The sequence below is a fragment of the Pseudomonas sp. RW407 genome (genome assembly GCF_003176655.1).
In the GTDB taxonomy this organism is placed as follows: Bacteria; Pseudomonadota; Gammaproteobacteria; order Pseudomonadales; family Pseudomonadaceae; genus Pseudomonas; species Pseudomonas delhiensis.
On the sequence record NZ_QGSL01000107.1, the window covers coordinates 1,677,240 to 1,694,641 of the forward strand.

8 protein-coding genes are annotated in these 17,402 nt (G+C 73.1%); 1 reads left to right on the forward strand and 7 read right to left on the reverse strand.

Translation table 11 applies throughout. From position 1 onward, the window contains the following. Nucleotides 1-21 precede the first annotated feature (21 nt). Genes DK254_RS31745 through DK254_RS31775 form a run of 7 tightly spaced genes read right to left on the reverse strand, consistent with a single transcriptional unit; the run spans nucleotide 22 to nucleotide 15,919 of the window. Nucleotides 22-795, reverse strand: a complete 774-nt coding sequence (locus DK254_RS31745) for a thioesterase II family protein (RefSeq protein ID WP_109937019.1) — start codon at nucleotides 793-795, stop codon at nucleotides 22-24. Beyond that, a complete protein-coding gene (locus DK254_RS31750; RefSeq protein WP_256596004.1) occupies nucleotides 792-1,907 on the reverse strand; it encodes a saccharopine dehydrogenase NADP-binding domain-containing protein in 1,116 nt (371 codons plus the stop codon). The genes DK254_RS31745 and DK254_RS31750 overlap by 4 nt, the downstream gene beginning before the upstream one ends. Then, nucleotides 1,904-7,318 (reverse strand): non-ribosomal peptide synthetase, encoded by a 5,415-nt coding sequence (locus DK254_RS31755; protein ID WP_109937020.1) that lies wholly within the window; start codon nucleotides 7,316-7,318, stop codon nucleotides 1,904-1,906. Before DK254_RS31755 ends, DK254_RS31750 begins: the two co-directional genes overlap by 4 nt. Continuing rightward, nucleotides 7,315-10,806, reverse strand: a complete 3,492-nt coding sequence (locus DK254_RS31760) for a non-ribosomal peptide synthetase (protein WP_109937021.1) — start codon at nucleotides 10,804-10,806, stop codon at nucleotides 7,315-7,317. The genes DK254_RS31755 and DK254_RS31760 overlap by 4 nt, the downstream gene beginning before the upstream one ends. Further along, on the reverse strand, nucleotides 10,796-12,556 hold the full coding sequence (locus DK254_RS31765) for an ABC transporter ATP-binding protein (protein WP_109937022.1): 1,761 nt from the start codon (nucleotides 12,554-12,556) through the stop codon (nucleotides 10,796-10,798). The genes DK254_RS31760 and DK254_RS31765 overlap by 11 nt, the downstream gene beginning before the upstream one ends. Further along, entirely contained in the window at nucleotides 12,553-14,283 is a 1,731-nt protein-coding gene (locus DK254_RS31770; protein ID WP_109937023.1) for an ABC transporter ATP-binding protein, read from the reverse strand. The genes DK254_RS31765 and DK254_RS31770 overlap by 4 nt, the downstream gene beginning before the upstream one ends. Continuing rightward, the gene (locus tag DK254_RS31775) at nucleotides 14,276-15,919 is read right to left on the reverse strand and encodes a (2,3-dihydroxybenzoyl)adenylate synthase (protein ID WP_109937024.1); all 1,644 of its coding nucleotides are present in this window, start codon (nucleotides 15,917-15,919) and stop codon (nucleotides 14,276-14,278) included. The genes DK254_RS31770 and DK254_RS31775 overlap by 8 nt, the downstream gene beginning before the upstream one ends. Before the next feature lie 382 nt (nucleotides 15,920-16,301). Here DK254_RS31775 and DK254_RS31780 point away from each other — a divergent pair, with 382 nt between their 5' ends. Then, the gene (locus tag DK254_RS31780) at nucleotides 16,302-17,201 is read left to right on the forward strand and encodes an AraC family transcriptional regulator (RefSeq protein WP_109937025.1); all 900 of its coding nucleotides are present in this window, start codon (nucleotides 16,302-16,304) and stop codon (nucleotides 17,199-17,201) included. Nucleotides 17,202-17,402: the final 201 nt, after the last annotated feature.

Sequence of the window (17,402 nt, forward strand, 5' to 3'; positions counted from 1 at the left end):
CGTTCGCTCCTTGCGATGGGTTCAGGGCCACAGTTGCCAGGCCGGCTCGCGGTAGCTGGCAAGCCAGCCGCCTATGTGTTCGAGCACGGCGCGGCGCTGCGCGCGCAGGTAGAAATGGCCACCGGCGAAACGCCGCACGTCCAGCCCGCAACGGCTGGCGGCGGCCCAGGCCAGGGCCTCGTCGTCGTTCACTTCCCCGTCGTCCTCGCCCAGCAACAGCGAGACCGGGCAGTCCAGTGGCTCGACACGCTCGCGCCGGTAGCGCTCGATCAGCCGGTAGTCGGCCCGCAGCGCCGGCAGGAACAGCTCGCGCACGGCCGGATCGTCCAGCGCCGAGGGCGCGCCATCGGACTGTCGGCACACGTCCGCCAGCAACGCCGCGTCCGTCTGCAGGTGCAGGCTGCCGCCGCGCTGGCGATGGGGCGGCGGGTGGGCGGAGACGAACAGGTGCAGGGGCGCCCGACCGCGCGCCTGCAGGGCCAGGGCGGTCTCGTACGCCAGGGCCGCGCCCATGCTGTGGCCGAACAGGGCCAGCGGGCGCTCGTCGAGGCCGGCGCAGGCATCGGCTATGCATGCGGCCATGGCCTCCAGGCTGGTTGCCATCGCCTCGCCGTGGCGCTCCTCGCGCCCCGGGTACCGGGCGGCCAGCAGCTCCACGTCCGGCTCCAGGTGCCTGCGCCAATCGCGGAAGAAGCTCGCGCCGCCGCCGGCATGGGGCAGGCACAGCAGGCGGAAGCCGGGGTTCGGCAGCCCGGGGAAACGGCGCAGCCAGGGACTTTCCGTTGCCTGTCTCATAGCGCGCCCTCCTCCACCGGGCAGGCATCCGCGGCGGCCTCGCCCTGGCCCAGTCGCAGTTCGGGCAGCCAGGCCCGCAGCCGTTCCAGGCACTCGCCCGGCGGCAGCACCTCGGCGGCGAAGTGCAGCCCCGCCGGCAAGCGCTCCAGGCACTCCACGGCAAAGGCTGCCGTCGCGGCCGTCAGGCGCGAGCCATCGCCACCGAGCAACCAGGCACTACGCTGCACGTCACCCTCGCCGCTGCGCCCACGCAGCTCCACGGCCAGCACCTGGTAGGGCGTGCGCCCTGCGGCATCCAGGCGGCTGGCGGCGACCAGCCCGGCGATCGCTCCGGCCCTGTCCTCCCCCGGCCCGCCGCGGCCCTGGATACGCCGCAGGCAGGCCAGCAGCTGGCCGTCCTCGAACAGGTTGAAGGCGCAGCCGCTGGCCACGCCCAGCGCGGCGAACAGCCGCCGGCCCTCCGAGCCCAGGTAGGGCATGGCCAGCAACTCCCGGTTGCCGAGCCAGGGTCGCCGCAGCGCCTCGGCGGGCGCGCCGTTCCAGGCGATCGCGCGGCCATCGCGCCAGGCCTGCCGGGCCCGGCCGAAGCCATGGGCGGGGTCGAGGCTGAGCAGGAAGTCTTCGGCAGCGCTGGCGGAAAACGCCCCCAGGCCACCGGCATAGCAGCGCATCTCGTCGATCCGCTGCAGGCCGGCGGCCAGGTAGCGCGGCAGCAACCCGGACAGCCCCGGCAGCATGCCGGCCGAGAGCAGCGCCCGGCGGCCTTCGGGAACCCGGCCAGCGAGGCGCTGCCAGAGCGGGTCGTCACCCCCGACGTCCAGGTAGTCGGCGCCTGCCGCCAGGGCCACCCGCGCCACACGGTCGAGCACCCGATAACTCGGGCCCGCGCAGTTGAGCACCAGGCGGCAGCCGTCGACGAAGCCACGCAGCGCGCCCTCGTCGTTCAGGTCCAGGGCATGCGCCTGCACATCGCCCTGTTCGGCGGCCAGGTGCTGCAACACCCGCAGGTCGCGCCCGCCGATGCGCAACGGGTGCCGCGACCGCAGCAGGCGGACGACTTCACGGCCGACGCTGCCGCTGGCGCCCAGCAGGCCTATGGGGGCGCCATTCATGCCAGTGCCTCCTGCCGTTGGCCGCAGGCCCGCGCCACCGCCTGGACGTGGGGCGCCTGCATGCAGCTGAAGTGGTCGCCGGGCACGTCGACCACCTGCAGGCGGCCCAGGCACAGCCCGCTCCAGTAGGCGCTCATGTCGCGGTGCATGCCCGGCAGCACCTGCACTTCGCCGGTCTGGCGGACGAACAGCATGTCGCCGTCGTAGGGCGTGGCCTGGTGCAGCGCCACCGCCGCCAGGCTGTGGCGCAATACGCGCAGTTGCTCGCCGAGCCAGGCCAGGTCGCTGAACTGCGAGCCGGCGTGGCGCATGGCGCGGGCGATGGCCTGCAGGCGCTGCTCGGGCGAACATGCCGCCAGCCTGCACATGGCCGCCAGGGCGTCGCGGGTCTGCGGGCGCTCCTCCAGTTCCTGCCATACGCCCCGCGTCACCCGCCCCGGGGTGCGCTGCAGGGCCTCGGCGATGGCCTGCTCCAGGCCGGCCTCGTCCAGCGGGTAGCCCAGCTCGCGGGGGTCGGCCTGCATGACCCGGGCGAACACGTATTCGGCCAACAGGTCGTCTTCGATCAGGAAAGGCACGCGGTAACTGCTGATCACCGTCAGCGCCTCGACCGCCACCCCCCGCGCCTTCAGGCAGGCCGCCAGCTCGCTGGCCAGCAGGCCGCCCAGGCAATAGCCGACGATGCTCAGGCTACGGTATCCGGCGGCTTCCAGGGTGGCGGCGTAGTTTTCGGCCAGGCGGCGGATGGCCTGCTCCGGCGCCAGCGCCAGGTAGGCGGCCACGTCGGCCAGCACCAGGCCGTCGGCGCCGCCTTCCAGGGCAGAGAACAGCGCACGGTAGGGCGCCAGGGTGCCGCTGCCATCGTGGACGAAGACGCGCTTGTGGCCTTCCCCCTGTTCGCGGATCGACACCAGGGGCGAACCCGGCCGCAGCGCATCGCTGGCGCGGACGAAGTCGGCCAGCGCCGCCACCGTCGGCTGGTTGATCAATTGGCGCAGCAACTGGTCCCACTGCACGCTGCGCAGCTGCGGCAGGCGCTCGCGCAGGCGGCCGACCACCTGGGCCACCAGCAGCGAGTCGCCGCCCAGTTCGAAGAAACCCTGCTCGCGGCCTACCGCCGGCACCCGCAGGGTTTCCCGCCAGACCTCGGCGATGGCCCGCTCCAGTTCGTCCCGCGGCGGCTCGCCGGTGGCGGCCGAGCGCTCGGCGCCCTGGGCGCGCAGCGTGGCCAGGGCCTGCCGGTCGACCTTGCCGTTGGCGGTCAGGGGCAGCTCGTCGAGCACCAGCATTTCCGCCGGCAGCATGTACTCCGGCAGGCGCCGCGCCAGGTGGGCGCGCAGGGCGGCGGGCTCCAGGCGCTGGCAGTCGGCCTTGAAGCGGGCGATGAACAGGTGCTGGCCGATGCAGGACATGGCCTCCCCGGCCTCCGGCAGGCATAGCGGCACTTCGGCCCCAGCCTCGGCCAGCAGGGCCTGCCATTGCTCGCGGCGCAGGAAGGTGGTGTCCAGCTCGCGGCGCAGGTCCTCGAATTCGGTGAGGCCTTCCTTGAACTCCATCGACGCCATGATCTGGTAGGTGTCGCGGGTGGCCTCGATGAACACCAGCCAGCCACCGGGCGCCAGCATCCGCCGCAGGCGCGCCAGCACCCGGCCGGCATCGCGGGCGTTGTGCAGCACGTTGGCGCAGAGGATCACGTCCAGCGAGTTGTCGGCGACGCCCTGGCGCCAGGGCTCCTGGTTGAGGTCGAACAGGCCGTAGCGCACCCAGGGATAGTCGGCGAAGCGTTCGCGGGCCTCGTTGAGGAAATACTGCGAGAGGTCGGTGAACTGGTAGTCCACCGGCAGCCCCGCCAGCGCCGGGATCAGGTCGCAGCTGGTGCCGCCGACGCCGGCGCCTATCTCCAGAAGGCGTAGCGGCCGTTCGGCGTCGAAGTCGGCGGCGATGCGGCGCAGCGCGGCGCACACCGCGCGGTTCAGGTACTGGCTGATGAGGTTGCGCCGGTAGGCGCCGTCGGCCACCTCGGTGCGCCCTTCGGGGAACAGCAGGTGCAGCGGGTCGAGGTGGTCGCTCATCAGCTCGGGCAAGCGCTCCTGGCTCTCGCGCAGGTAGCGCAGCACCTCGGCGCCCCAGCCCACCCGGGGCTCCAGTTCGCCGATGCGCGCCCAGGCCTGGCGCAACCCGGCGTCCGGCGCCTGCAGCCCGTGGTAGCCGCCACGCGCCTCGTCAAAGGCCAGCAGCCCCTCCTCCACCAGGGCTCGCAACCAACGCCGGATCAGCCGCTGGTTGCGCGGCGCCACTTCACAGGCCCGGTAGATGTCGTCCAGCGAATGCCCCCGTGCGCTCTCGTCGAACAGCCCCGGCCGTTTCAGCGCGGCGGCCATGGCCAGCAGCGCGGCGCGCTCGACCTGCTCCGACATCTCGCGGATCTCGCACGGGTCCAGGCCGCCGCTGACGCCCTGCCCCGCCGCCCGCGCCTGCTCGGCCAGGCCCTCGGGCCAGGGCGCGGGCGCCGCGGCCGACGCACGGAGGAAGGCCACCAGGCGCCGCTCCAGGGCATCCTCGCCCTGGGCCACGACCACCGCGGATTGCACGCCCGGGTGCTCGAGCAGTGCGCTCTCCACCTCGGCCAGTTCGATGCGGTGGCCGCGCACCTTCACCTGGAAGTCCTCGCGACCGAGGAACTCGATGCTGCCGTCCGCCAGGTAGCGCCCCAGGTCGCCGGTGCGGTATAGCCGCTCGCCGCTGACGGGGTGGCGGATGAAGCGCTCCGCGGTCTTCTGCGCATCGCCCAGGTAGCCCAGGGCCAGGCCGTCGCCGGCGATGTAGAGTTCGCCGGCCACGCCGTCCGGGCGGTCGCGCAGACGCTCGTCGAGCACATGGAAGCGCTGGTTGGCCAGCGGCCGGCCGTAGGGAACGCTGCGCCAGTGCGGCGGCACCTCGTCCAGTGGCTGGATGATCGACCAGATCGCCGCCTCGGTGGCGCCGCCCAGGCCCACCAGGCGCAGGCGCGGCAGCGACGCGGCGCTCTCCGCCGCCAGGTTGAGCGGAATCCAGTCGCCGGAGAGCAGCGCCAGGCGCAAGCGCTGCGGGGCCGCCCCGGGTTCCGAGCGCAGGTAGTGCAGGAGCATCTGCAGTTGCGCCGGCACCGAGTTCCACAGGGTCACGCCCTGCTCGCGGGCGCAGGCCGCCCAGTGGGAGGGGTCGTTGCGCCGCCGGGCATCCGGCAGCACCAGCGTGGCGCCGGCGGCCAGCGCGCCGAAGATGTCGTAGACCGACAGGTCGAAGCCCAGGCTGGCCAGGCCGAGGATGCGGTCGTCGGCATCGACCTGGAAGCGCTCGTTGATGTCCGCCAGGGTGTTCAGCGCCGCCCGGTGGCTGATCATCACCCCCTTGGGCGTGCCGGTGGAGCCGGAGGTGTAGATCACGTACGCCAGTTCGTCCGGCCCCGCCGCAGCGGCCGGCAATGGCGCACCGGCATACGGCTGCAGGCGGTCCACGGCGAGCGTCTGGACGATCCGCGCCGGCCAGGCCAGGTGCCCTTCCAGCGCCGAGTGGGTGGCCACCCGCCACACCCCGGCGTTCTCCAGGATCAGCTCGCGGCGCGCTTCGGGCTGGCTGGTGTCCAGCGGCAGGTAGGCGGCGCCGGCGCGCAGGATGCCGAGCACGGCGACCACCTGCTCGATGCCCTTGTCCATGCACACCGCGACCCGCTCGCCGGGCTGGCAGCCGGCGTCGAGCAAGGCGGCGGCCACCGCCTCGGCGCGCGCGACCAGCTCGGCGAAGTCCAGCCGCCGATCGCCCTGCACCAGCGCCGGGTGTCGGGGCGCCAGGCGCGCCCGGGCGAACACCGGCTCGTGCAACAGGCCCTCGGGCAGCGGCGCATCGGTCTGGTTGGCCAGCTCGCGGGCCAGGCGCTGGGTGGCGGGCAGCTCCAGGCAGTCGTCCAGCGCCCAGGCCGAGGGTTCGCGCGCCAGGCGCAGCAACAGGGCGCAGAAGGCATCGAACATGGCGCGCAGCACGGGTTCGGCAAAGGCGCCTTCGCGGTAGTCCCAGTTCACCCAGAGGCCGCCGTCGCGCTCGGAGACCTGGCAGTCGATCAGCACCTGGGGCGTCTGGCTGATGCCATGGACCAGCTCGGCTCCGGGCATGAAGGGGCCTCGGCCGGCCTCGCCGCCGGCGCCCAGGGTGCTGGTGAAGGCGTAGGGCAGCAGCGCGGCATCGCGGCCCCGGCGACGCGCCAGTTCGCGCAGTACCTCGATGCCGGAGAACAGCCGGTGGTCCATGTCCTCCCACAGGCGCGCCTGCAGTTGCGCGGCGCGCTCGGCGAAGCTGCCGCCCTGGCGGGTATCCACCTGCAGCACCTCCACCGAGCTGAAGTCCCCCACCAGGCGTTCCACCTGCGGGTGCAGCGCCAGGCGGTTGAGCAGCGTCAGGCTCAGGCAGAAGTCGCCGCGCCGGCTCCAGCGCCCCAGGGTTTCCGCATAGGCGGCGAGCACCGCGGCGGACACCCCGATGCCGGCGCCGGCGGCGTTGAGGCCGAGGGCCCGGTAGTCGCGCTCGTCCACCTGCAAAGCCAGGCGGCGGAAGCGGGCCCCCGGCTGCGCGTCGGCCATGGGCAGCTCGGGCGCGCCAGGCAAGCCGTCGATGCGGGCCAGCCAGTAGTCGCGGTCGCGGCCGTAGCGCGGCCCTTCGCGCAGGCGGCGCTCGGCCAGGACGTAGTCGCGGAAGCTGATCCGCGCAGGCTCCGCCAGGGAACCGCCGTGGTACAGCTGGTGCAGCTCGCCGAGCAGCAGGCGCACGCTCTGGTAGTCGCACACCAGCAGGTCCACCGACAGGTGCAGGCGGTCGCCGTCGGCGCCGCGGCTGACGCACAGTTCCACCAGCGGCCAGCACTCGGGGCCGGCGCGGCGCAGCTCCATGCGCTCGCGCAGCTCGGCCAACCGCTGGCCCTCGGCATCTCGCAGGTGCTCCTGCAGCCGGTAGTACGGCACCTCGGCCAGGATGCGCTGGTGGCCCTCGGCGCTGACCACCGCGCGGAGCATGGGATGGCGCTCGATCAGCTGGTTCCAGGCCCGCTCCAGGCGCGCCACCTCCAGGCCGGGGAAGGAGAACTCCAGGTAGCCGTGGCAGGCGACCCCGCCATGGGCGAAGGCGGTGCTGCGGCCGAGCAGATAGGCGGCCTGCACGTCGGTCAGTGGGAAGGGCTCCCCCTGCTCCGCCGGGTCGCCCTGCAGGGCCTGCTCGCGCTCCGTCGCCAACTTGCCCAGCAGTTCGTCGCGGGCCTCGCGCAGGCGTTGCAGCAGAGCCTCGTCCAGGGCCCCGGCCGGCGCCCGGTAGCGCAGCAGGCCGTTCTCTTCCCACAGCTCGACGCCCAGCGCGTCCAGTTCATTGCGCAGTTCATGGATGTTCATAGTGCCCCCTCCTGCAACGGGTTGACGGACGCCTGCCGCTGCGCCTGCCGGGCCGCCACCAGGGCGGCCTGGGTGGCGACGCTGGCGGCGCCGAAGAAGTCCTTGAGCGTCAGTTCCACGCCGAATCCGCTGGCCAGGCGCTCGATCAGCCGGGTGGCCAGCAGGCTGTTGCCACCGAGGGCGAAGAAGCCCTGGTGGCGGCCGACCCACGGCACCTCCAGGAGCGCGCGCCAGTGGCGGGCGACCTCGGCCTCCAGTTCGCCGAGCGGCTCCTCTTCCGCCGCCGGGGCGCTGCCCTGCAACTGCTCCTGCAGCAGCCAGGCCAGGGCCTTGCGGTCCACCTTGCCGTTGCCGCTCAGGGGCAGCCGCGGCAGCGCGAGGATGCGCTCGGGCAGCATGTGCGCAGGCAACCAGTCGCCGGCCCAGTCACGCAGCTGCGCTTCCTGCGGCGTCTCGCGGCCGCCAGCGGGCACCACCGCGGCGACCAGGCTGGCCCGTGCGCCGGGCAGCACCAGGGCCACGGCACGCGCCAGTGCCGGATGGCGTTCGAGGGCGGCCTCGACCTCGGCGAGTTCGACGCGGTGGCCGCGCAGCTTCACCTGCTGGTCGACGCGGCCGAGGAACTCCAGGGTGCCGTCGGGCCAGTAGCGGCCCAGGTCGCCGGTGCGGTACCAGCGTTCGCCGTCGTGCTCGACGAAGCGCTGGAGGGTCAGCGCCGGTTGCCCGCGATAGCCCAGGGCGACGCCGGCGCCGCCGATCCACAGCTCGCCGGCGACCCAGTCCGGGCAATCCCGGCCGAGGCCGTCGACCACCCGGTAGCGCTGATTGTCCAGTGGCCGCCCGTAAGGGATCGAACGCCACTGCGGCGGCACCTCCCCGACTTCCTGGAAATTCGACCAGACCGCCGCCTCGGTAGCCCCACCCAGGGCCACGAAGCGGCAGCCGGGGGCGACCTGGCGCAGGCGCGGCGGCAGGTCCAGGCCGATCCAGTCACCGGAGACCAGCGCCAGGCGCAGGCCGCCCAGCCCGAGGCCGCCACGGTTGCGCAGCAGCAGCATGTCGAGCAATGCCGGCACCGAGTTCCACAGGGTGACGCCGTGCCGGCGCAGCAGCTGCAGCCAGTGCGTGGGCTCCTTGCGCAGGGCCTCGTCCGGAAGCACCAGGGTGCCGCCGACGCCGAGCACGGCGAAGAGGTCGAACACCGAGAGGTCGAAGTCCAGGGCCGAGACGCCGAGCAGGCGGTCGCCGGCCGTCAGCCGGTAGCGCCGGCGCAGGGCATCCAGGGTGTTCAGCGCGGCGCCGTGGGCGACCTCGACGCCCTTGGGCTCGCCGCTGCTGCCGGAAGTGAAGATCACGTAGGCGGTGGCCGACGGCTCCACCGGCAGGGGCTTGGCCAGGGGTTCGAAGGCCTGGCTGTCGGCCAGCTCGCGCACCACCGTGACGGCCGGCCAGGTGCCCTGCCCGGCCCGCTCGGCGTCGGTCAGCACCAGGCGCACGCCGGCCTGGCGCAGGATGGCCGCGCGCCGCGCCGGCGGCTGTTCGATCCCCACCGGGACGTAGCACGCGCCGGCGGCAAGCACGCCCAGCACGGCGATCACCTGGCCCGCCCCCTTGGGCAGCGTGATGGCCACGCCGTCGCCGGCCGCCACGCCCCATTCGCGCAGCGCTGCGGCCAGGCGCAGGGCAGCTTCGGCCAGTTCGGCGTAGCTGTACTGGCGTTCCTGCTCGTCGTGGGCCACCAGGGCCAGGTTATGGGGGTTGTTCCGCGCCTGGGCGAAGAAGCCCTGGTGCAGCACGCCGGGCTCCAGGTCCGCGCGGGTGTCGTTGACCTGGTAGCGCACCTGCGCTTGCGCCGCAGGCAGTTCCAGCGATACGGGTTGGCCCCAGTCCTGCTCGGGCAAGCCCTCTATCAGGCGCTCATAGGCGGCGAACATGGCTTCCAGCAGGCCGTCGGGAAACAGCCCGTCGACCGCGTCCCAGTTCAGCAGCAGGCCCTCCTCCAGCGGGTAGGTCTGGTGGTCGAGCCAGACCTGGGGCGTCTGCGACAGCGCCCAGCCGGGACGGCCGAGGGTTTCGCGGCAACGCGCGTCCACCAGCGGCTCGCCCAGGTTGCAGGCGAACACCACGGGGGCGCCCAGGCCTTCGCCGTCCTGGCGCTGGGCCAGCTCGCGCAGCACCTCCATGCCCGACCAGGCCGCGTGGCCCAGGTCCCGGTGCAGTTGCGCCTGCAGGGCGGCGGCCTGCTCGGCGAAGCTGCCCGCGCGGGAAAGGTCCACCTCCAGCAGCACCAGGTTGGAGAAGTCCGCGACCATGTGCGCCACGCCGGCATCCAGCGGCTGGCGGTCGAACAACGGCAGGTTGAGGACGAAGCGCTGGCTGGCGCTCCAGCGCGCCAGGACCTGGGCGTAGGCGCAGGCCAGCACGCTGGCGAGTGTCAGGCCATGTGCCCGGGCGCGGGCTTCCAGGCGCGCCAGGCGCGGCCTCTCGAGCAGCAGCTGGAGGCGGCGGAAACGCGGCCGGCCAAGACGCTCCGGGGCCTCGGCCAGGGGTAGCTGCGGCGGGCCGGGCAGGCTGTCCAGGCGGGTGCGCCAGTAGTCGCGGGCGCTCGCCAGTTGCGGCAGGCGCAATTCGCGCTGGGCGGCCAGGTAGGTCGGGAAATCCATGCCCAACGCCGGCAGCGTTCCGCCCTCGCCACGGTAGAAGGCCGCCAGGTCGCGCAGCAGGATGGCGAAGCTGAGCACGTCGGCGACCAGCAGGTCGAGGTTCAGGTGCAGCCGGCTGCGCCCATCCGGCAGCAGGCTCAGTTGCAGGTCGAAGACCTGCCCGGCGGCGACGTCCAGGCAGCGCTGCGACAGTGCCTCGCGCAGTTGCGCCAGGTGCGCTTCGCGTTCGGCCCCGGCGAGGCGGCGCAGGTCGTGCACGCGCAGGCCGGCCCAGGCCGGCTCGCTGCGGATGCGCTGGCGGCCGTCGGCCAGGAACTGCGCGCGCAGCATGGCGTGTCGCTGGCAGAGCGCGCGCACGGCGCTTTCCAGGCGCGGCGGGTCGAGTTCGCCGCCGTCCAGTTCCTGGTACAGCTGACAGGCCACCCCGCCGAGGCTGCGCTGCTCGTCGCGGCCCAGCCAGTATGCCTGCTGCAGGGGCGTCAGTTCGAAGCCGTCGCCGACCGCGGGCGTGGCCGGCTCCGCCGCGGCCACCGCGCCGGCGCGCTCGGCGAACAGGCGCAGCCAGGCCTGCAGTGTCGGCCGCTCCATCAGTTCGGCAACGCCGACGCGCACGCCGTGGCGGGCCAGCAGAGTGGGCAGGCGCATGAGGTTGATGGAGTCCAGGCCCTGTTCGATCAGCGACAGTTCGGCGTCGATGTCGGCGGCGTCGCAGCCCAGGGCCGGCGCGAGCCAGTCGCGCAGGCTGTGTGGATCGGTGCCGGCGAGGCAATCGCCGGGGTGCGCCCGGGGTGAATGAGCGCATGCCAGTGCTGGGTCATCGTTCATGGTGGGCAATCCTTGCGGAAGCTGGGTGGATGGGGCCACGCAGGCGCCAGCGGTTGACCGCTTCGCGCTCGTGGAACAGCTCTCGGTAACGGCCCGGCTGGGCCAGAAGCTGACGGTGGGTGCCGCGCTGCACCAGGCGGCCCTGGTCGAGCACGAGGATCTGTGCGGCCTGTTCGGCCAGGCTCGGCCGGTGGGTGGCCAGCAGCAGCGTGTGGCGGCCGGCGAGGCCGAGCAGCAGGCGGTTGATGCGCGCTTCGCTGGCCGGGTCCAGGGCTGCGGTGGGTTCGTCCAGCAGCAGCACGGGGGCGCCCTTGAGCAGCAGGCGGGCCAGGGCCAGGCGTTGCCGTTCGCCACCGGACAGGCCGTTCCCGGCCTCGCCCAGGGGGCTGCGCCAGCCTTCGGCCAGGCGCCTGGCGAGGCTTTCCAGGCCGCAGGCGCGGGCCATCGACAGCAGCGTCGCGTCGCTGGCCGCGGGGTCGCCCAGGCGCAGGTTGTCCAGCAGGCTGCCGGGCAACGGGGCGCAGTCCTGGGGCAGCAACGCCAGGCTGCGGTCGCGCTCGGCGGCAGCGATCTCGCGCAGGTCGACGCCCCCCAGCAGCACCTGGCCTTCGTCCGGGTCGGCACAGCGCGCCAGCAGACGCAGCAGGCTCGACTTGCCGGCCCCCGAGGCGCCCACCAGCAGGTTGAGCGAGCCGGGCGCCAGGTCGAACTCGATGCCGCAGAGCACCCGGCGACCCTGGCGCACCAGGCCCAGGCCGCGCGCCTGCAGGCGGTGGTCGGCCGGAAGCCGCGGCCGGGCGGGCTCGGGCAGCGGCGCCACCTGCAGTACCTGGCGTAGCTGGCGCAGGCCATGGCGGGTCTGGCGCAAGGTGGCGCCCAGGTTGACCAGGGTGCCCATGGGTTCCACCAGGCAGGTCGCCAGCAGCCCCAGGGCGAGGAACTCCGTGGCCGCCAGGTGCCCGCCGAGCACCGCATGCAGCCCGCCCAGCAGCAACAGTGTGTACAGCGCCTGCAGCGCGCCGGCCAGGCCCAGCGCTGCCGGGAAGGTGCGCCAGTGGGCTCGGCGCTGGGCGCGGCGCTGTTCGTCGAGGGCCCTTTCGAGCAGTTCGAAGCCGGCCTCGGTACGCCCGCTGACCCGCAGTAGCGCCTGCTGGCGGACGAACTCCAGGACCCGCGCCGCGGCCTCGGTGCTCGCCCGCTCGCTGCCCTCCTCGGCCTCGCCGCCCCAGCGCACGCCCCAGCGGTAGAACAGCCACAGCGGCAGTGCCGCCGCCAGCCCCGCCAGGGCCAGTTGCGGCATCTGCAAAGCCAGCACGGCCAGCAGCGCGAGCGGTGTCAGCAGCGCATTGAGCAGCGGCTGCAACAGGTGCGCCGGCACGCTCATCACCTGCAGTACGTTGTAGGTCACCAGGCGGTTGAGCTCGGCGCCGCGGCGCTCGACGAACCACTCCAGGGGTATCCGCGCCAGGTGCTGGCCAAGACGCCGGTTCAGCCCGCGGGCGGCTTGCGCGCCGGCGCGATAGCCAAGCAGCTGGGCATGGCGGCGCAGCCACAGGCAAGCCATGGCCAGCACGGCGAAGGCCAGCGGCCAGTGCCATGCCGGTGCGCCGCCGAACAGTTCGGCGAAGGCCAGCGGCAGCAGGCCCAGGGCAACCCCCTGGGCGCTGGCCGCGGCGGCCATGGCCAGCACCGCCAGGCGCAGGCGGCGGGCCTGGGCCGGCTCCAGGCAACGCAGCAGTTCGACGATCATGCGCCGCCCCCCTGCTCCGCCGCCCACAGCCGGGCGTAGGCGCCGCCCTGCTGCAACAGCGCTTCGTGGCGCCCCATTTCCAGCACCCGGCCACCGTCGAGCACGACGATCCGGTCGGCATCGCGCAGGCTGGCCAGGCGGTGCGCGATCACCAGCACCGTGCGCCCGGCCGCCAGCACCGACAGGGCCTGCTGGATCGCCGCTTCGGACTCCGGGTCGGCCGCAGCGGTGGCTTCGTCCAGCACCAGGACGGGGGCATCGGCCAGCAGCGCGCGGGCGATGGCCAGGCGCTGCCGCTCGCCGCCGGACAACGCCTGGGTGCCGTCCAGCACGGTGGCGTAGCCCTGGGGCAATTGTTCGATGCGCGCATCGATCTGCGCGGCCCGCGCCGCGGCCCTGACTTCGTCGAGCGTGGCCTCGGGCCGCGCCAGGCGCAGGTTGTCCAGCACGCTGGCGCGCAGCAGGCGGACCTCCTGGAAGACGAAGGCGACCTGCCGGTACAGGGTGGCGTTGTCCATCTCGCGCAGGTCCACGCCGCCGATGCGGATGGCGCCGGCGCTGACGTCGGCGAAGCGCGGCAACAGGCTCGCCAGGGTCGACTTGCCGGCGCCGGATTCGCCCACCAGAGCGGTCAGGGTGCCCGGCGCCAGCACCAGGTCGATGCCGTCCAGGGCCAGGCCGCCATCGGCGTGCCTGAGGCTCACCGCTTCGAAGCGCACTTCGGCACCCTGCGGCTGGCGCGGTGATGCCGGCTGCGGCAGCGGCGCGGTGGCCAGCAGCTCGCCGATGCGCCGCGCGGCCTCGCGGCCCTGGACGATGGCGTCGCCGCCGTGCCCCAGCGCCGCTACGGGCGCAGCCAGGGCCGGGCCGAGCAAGGCGAAGGGCAGCAGTTGCACCGGCTGCAGCTCACCTGCGAGCACCAGGCCGCTGCCGGCCAGCAACACCAGGGCGATCATCAGCAGCGGCGAGAGCAGCACCTCGACGCTAGCACCCAGCCCGGCCCAGCGCCCGACCCAGGCGGCGAAGAAGCGGGCGAAGTCCTCCACGGCGACGAAGAAGGCGCCCTGCACCTGCCCGGAACGGCCGAAGGACTTGACCATGGCGATGCCCTGGACGAACCCCAGGGTCGCCTGGGACAGGCCGCCGATGGCGGCCCCCAGGGCCTGGCGGTCGGCGCGGTAGGCGGCCGAGCGCAGCGCGGCGAGGCGCCACAGCGCCAGCAGCGGCGGCAGCAGCACCACCAGGGTCATGCGCCAGTCCTGCAGCACCAAGTAGGCCAGGCAGGCTGCCGGCGCCACCACCGCCGCGGCGAGGTTGTTGGGCAGGTGCGCCACCAGGTGATGCAGGGCGCCGACGTCGTCCACCAGCACTCGGTTCAGCCGGGCCAGGTTGCGCCCGGCATACCAGCCCAGGGGCAGGCGCCCGAGGTGCTCGGCCAGGCGGCGGCGCAGGTGCAGCTGCAGGTCGCTGTCGGCCAGGTGGGTCATGTGCAGCGCGCAGCTCAGGCCCAGCAGGCGCAGCAGCAACGCGGCGGCGCCGGCCAGGGCCAGGAGCGGCGCCCGGGCGTCGTCGAGGCGGCCGGCCAGCAGCGCCGGCGCCAGTTCGGCCAGGGCGACGAAAGGCAGGATGCCGGCCAGGGCCGACAACGCCTGCAACGTCACCGCCAGCAGCAGGCGGCCGCGCACCGGGCGCAGCAGCGCCGCCAGGGAGAAGCCCGCCTCAGCCACGCGCGCTCGCCTCCCGCGGGGTGAAGTACTGTTGCTGGAGGGCCTCGCGCAGGTGCCGCCGGCTGACCTTGCCGACACCGGTCTGCGGGAAGGCCTCGATGAACTCGAAGCGGTCCGGCAGCTTGAACGCCGCCAGCCCGCAGCCGCGCAGGTAGGCCTTGAGTTCACCGGCGGCCGCCGGCGAGCGGCGGATCACGAACGCGCAACTGCGTTCGCCGAGGAAGCCGTCGGGCATCGCCACCAGCGCCGCATCCAGCACCGCGGGGTGCGCCAGCAGCAGGTTCTCCACCTCCTCCGCGGCGATCTTCTCGCCGCCACGGTTGATCAGGTCCTTGTCGCGCCCTTCCACCACCAGGTAGCCGTCGGCGGTCAGCGCCACCCGGTCGCCGGAGCGGTAGAAACCGTCGGCCGTGAAGCACTCGGCGTCCTGCCCGGGGTTCCGGTAGTAGCCGCGGATGGTGTAGGGCCCGCGGGTCAGCAGCAGGCCCACCTGCCCGGGCGGCAGGTCGTTGCCCTGCTCGTCCACCACCCGCACCTCGTCCGCCGGCGACAACGGCCGGCCCTGGGTGCGCAGCAGGTGCTCGGCGTCGTCGTCCAGGCGGGTGTAGCAGATCAGCCCCTCGGCCATGCCGAACACCTGCTGCAGCCGGCAGCCCAGTGTCGGCCCAACGCGCCGCGCCGCCGCCTCGCTCAGCCGCGCACCGCCCACCTGCAGCAGCAGGCCGGGCAGGCCGCGCCCGCGGACCTCGGCCGCCTCCATCCAGACCAGGGCCAGCGGCGGCACCAGGGCGGTATGGGTCACGCCCTCGGCCTCGACCAGCGGGAAGCAGCATTCCGGCGTCGGCTGCGCCGCGGTCACCACCCGCCCGCCGCTGTACAGGGTGCCCATGAAACCCGGGCAGCACATGGGGAAGTTGTGCGCCATGGGTAGCGCCGCCAGGTAGGTGCTGTCCGGCCCCAGGCCGCACAGCTCGGCGCTGGCGCGCAGGTTGTAGAGGTACTCCCGGTGCCGCCGCGGAATCAGCTTGGGCACCCCGGTGGAGCCACCGGACAGCTGGAAGAAGGCCACCGCGTCCGGCGTCGGCCCGGGCAACGCCAGGGGCTCGGCCTGGTAGAGCTCGGCCAGTGCGACGAACTCCTGCGCCTCACCGGCCACCAGCACGTGGCGCAGTTGCTTCTGCTCCGCCTGGAGCCGCCGCGCCAGGGCGCGGAAGTCGAAGTCGCCGGCGCGATCGGTGCAGATATAGGCGCGGGCCTCGGCGAAGCGGCAGAAGCTGGAAAGCTCCAACTCGCGGTGCGCCGGCAGGGCGAAGATCGGCCGCGCGCCAAGGCGGTACAGGGCGAAGCAGGCCTCGACGAAGGCGATGCCGTTGGGCAATTGCAGCAGCACGTTGTCGCCAGCGCGCAGGCCCAGGCCGTGCAGGCCGGCGGCCAGGCGCTCGACCCGCGCGTCCAGCTCGCGGTAGCTCAGGCGCCGCTCCCCTTCCACCAGTGCCTCGCGCTCGGCGAAGCGCCGGGCGGCTTGGTGCAGCAGGCCGGAGAAGGTTTCCTCGCGCCAGTAGCCGGCGTCCTGGTAGCGCCGGGCGAATGCCTCGGGCCAGTCGGGGCAATCGGTGCGGTCGTCGCCAATGGTCATCTTGCTTCCTCGCTTTTTGCGGACATGAGTGGGCCTGGGGCCTTGCCGGGAAGGCCGTGCAGGACGTCGGTGGGGTCTGGACGGCGGCAAGGCTGCCGCCTCTGAAGTGCCCGGGCGTGGGCGGTACGCAGTGGAGTTCCCTCTCCCTGTTGTTGCGAGTCATTATCAATATCCCGCTAATCCGACAGCGGCAAGGACGGTCGCCTTCGATCCCGCGCCTTTTTCTTTGGATCGTGGAACCGCTGCCGGCCGGCGCGGCGCCTTCGCGCCCGATGGGCCGCGGCATGGCGCCTGGCACCGGCACAAACAATAATAATTCTCATTAACTGGAGGGTTTTCCCATGCTAGCCTGGGGCTCCATCCGCCAAGCAAGGAGAGAAGGATGTCCAGCAGCAAGGCTACGCTGCGCAGCGTGCCCAACGACTTCACCCTCAGCGTGCCCGGTTGCGGCGCTGCCCTGGCGGGCGGGGCGGCGGACATCACCCTGTCCGCCGGCACCGTGGTGATGCAGAGCCAGGCCTGGATGCAGGAGCCGCTATGGAAGGGCCTGAAGCTGATCCTGGTGCTCAGCGGCCGCCTCGACTGCCGCGTCGAGGGCCAGCCCCCGGTGGAGATCCGCGGCCCCACCCTGTGCGCGGTGGCCAACCAGGGCGAGTTCTGCGGCGACCACCTGTTCGCCAGCGGCGTGCCGGTACGCTATGCCACGGTGCAACTGGACTTCCCGGCGATCCGCAGCGTCGGCCTGGAGCCCGACCGCCTGTTCCGGCAGCGCCACGACGGCGGCCCGGTGCTGTTCTGCCGGCCTGCCTCGCGCTCGCTGCTGGCCCTGGCGCGGCAGATCGTCACCTGCCCGCTGCACGGGCCGTCGCGGGCCTTCTACCTGGGCGGCAAGGCGCTGGAACTGACCGCCCTGGGCCTGGAGGACCTGCTGGCCGACCAGGGGCCGGCCAACGCCGGGATGCGCCTGAACTCCGCCGACCTGGAGCGGGTGCAGGCCGCCCGCGAACTGCTGTGCCGCGACCTGCAGCATTCCCCGTCGCTGGCCGCACTGGCGCGCCAGGTGGGGCTCAACGCACGCAAGCTCACCGAGGGCTTCCGCCAGCTGTTCGGCAGCAGCGTCTACGCCTACCTGCAGGAGGTCCGCCTGAGCGAGGCCTATCGCCTGCTGGCCAGCGGCGAGAGCAACGTGTCCAGCGCCGCCTACCGCGTCGGCTACAGCCCGGCGCATTTCTCCATCGCCTTCCGCAAGCGCTTCGGGGTATCGCCCCGCGAGCTGCGCTGAGCGCTCCAGGCGGCAGGGGTTCCGCCGTTTTTTCCCAATCGAAAGAAATGGTCGCGCAATCCAATGTTTTCCCCCGGCGCCACGAATGCTTGTTGAGATAAGTTCGCATTCGCATTTTTGAACCCCTCTCAGCATGGAGCGAATCATGGCAACCGGCCCCCGGCAGTTCGGCCCCCGAAACCTACCCTCCCACCTCCTCCC

Excerpts from the sequence above, each read along its gene's own strand:
- DK254_RS31745 (WP_109937019.1), bottom strand. The coding sequence starts at position 795 with ATGAGACAGGCAACGGAAAGTCCCTGGCTGCGCCGTTTCCCCGGGCTG.
- DK254_RS31750 (WP_256596004.1), bottom strand. The coding sequence starts at position 1,907 with ATGAATGGCGCCCCCATAGGCCTGCTGGGCGCCAGCGGCAGCGTCGGC.
- DK254_RS31755 (WP_109937020.1), bottom strand. The coding sequence starts at position 7,318 with ATGAACATCCATGAACTGCGCAATGAACTGGACGCGCTGGGCGTCGAG.
- DK254_RS31760 (WP_109937021.1), bottom strand. The coding sequence starts at position 10,806 with ATGAACGATGACCCAGCACTGGCATGCGCTCATTCACCCCGGGCGCAC.
- DK254_RS31765 (WP_109937022.1), bottom strand. The coding sequence starts at position 12,556 with ATGATCGTCGAACTGCTGCGTTGCCTGGAGCCGGCCCAGGCCCGCCGC.
- DK254_RS31775 (WP_109937024.1), bottom strand. The coding sequence starts at position 15,919 with ATGACCATTGGCGACGACCGCACCGATTGCCCCGACTGGCCCGAGGCA.
- DK254_RS31780 (WP_109937025.1), top strand. The coding sequence starts at position 16,302 with ATGTCCAGCAGCAAGGCTACGCTGCGCAGCGTGCCCAACGACTTCACC.